Below are 962 nucleotides of genomic sequence, written 5' to 3'. Positions count from 1 at the left end.
AAGGCGATGACGATCAAGGCAGGCGGCTTCTGTGATGATCTCGACTTGCCTGGGGGTACCGTGCCAATGCGGATCAAATTTGCCAGGCGGCGTTGATAGTCTGCGTGATTGAAGGTTTTCATGCCCTCAGTGTGCCGCCTATCGGGCGCGGGAGCATGTGAGCAGCGTTGTGTGGGGAGTTGGGACAGCTACTTAAGGCGGATTTTACGATTTGGGGGGATGAGCAAAATAATCATTTTCTTTTTCTGAAACGATCCTTTGTAACTCAACAAAAATGTAGTAGCATAAATGTATGAAAATAATATTTGAATGGGATGAGACGAAGGCGGAAAGCAACATCAAGAAGCACCGCCTAAGTTTCGAAACGGCTGTCCGTGCTTTTGCTGACCCGTTCGCGCTGGTTGAGCAAGATCGCATCGAAAACGGGGAACACCGCTGGCAAACTTTGGGACTTGTCGAGGGCTATTTACTGGTTCTGGTGGCGCATACCATCAGAGAAAACGAAGACAACGTCGAAGTAATTCGTATCATTTCGGCTCGTCGTGCCGAATCTAAAGAGAGAAAACGCTATGAGCAAAACCGTTCACTATAAAATCGATCTGAACAAACTACCTACGCTGACAACAAAACAGCAGGCAGAGCTAAAAACACTGAAAACAATGCCGGATGAATCCATTGACTACAGCGATATTCCGCCACTGGACGATGTATTTTGGAAAAATGCTGTGCAAAATCCATTTTACAAGCCCACTAAAACTTCTACGACAGTGCGGGTTGATTCGGATGTAATTGCATGGCTCAGAAGTCAAGGTAAAGGCTATCAGACTCGTATCAACACTATCTTGCGTGAAGCAATGATGCGTTCTCTGCATCACAAATAAGTTAACCCACCAAATACATCAACGCCATATCAGTGATCCTTTCAATATCCTTATCAGTCAACCCCAGTAGCGGACGGCGTG

2 protein-coding genes are annotated in these 962 nt (G+C 46.4%); both read left to right on the top strand.

Annotated features, from left to right (window positions below; translation table 11 throughout):
• Positions 1–292 precede the first annotated feature (292 nt).
• Complete coding sequence (locus tag REG_RS08360) at positions 293–592, top strand: BrnT family toxin (RefSeq protein ID WP_006705237.1); 300 nt, start codon at positions 293–295, stop codon at positions 590–592.
• Positions 570–881: a BrnA antitoxin family protein gene (locus REG_RS08355; protein ID WP_006705236.1), complete on the top strand. Its 312-nt coding sequence runs from the start codon at positions 570–572 to the stop codon at positions 879–881. The genes REG_RS08360 and REG_RS08355 overlap by 23 nt, the downstream gene beginning before the upstream one ends.
• Positions 882–962: the final 81 nt, after the last annotated feature.

Source organism: Candidatus Regiella insecticola LSR1 (assembly GCF_000143625.1).
Lineage (GTDB): Bacteria > Pseudomonadota > Gammaproteobacteria > Enterobacterales > Enterobacteriaceae > Regiella > Regiella insecticola.
The sequence above is the reverse complement of the archived record's forward strand: the minus strand, read 5'-3'. Positions and strand labels throughout refer to the sequence as shown.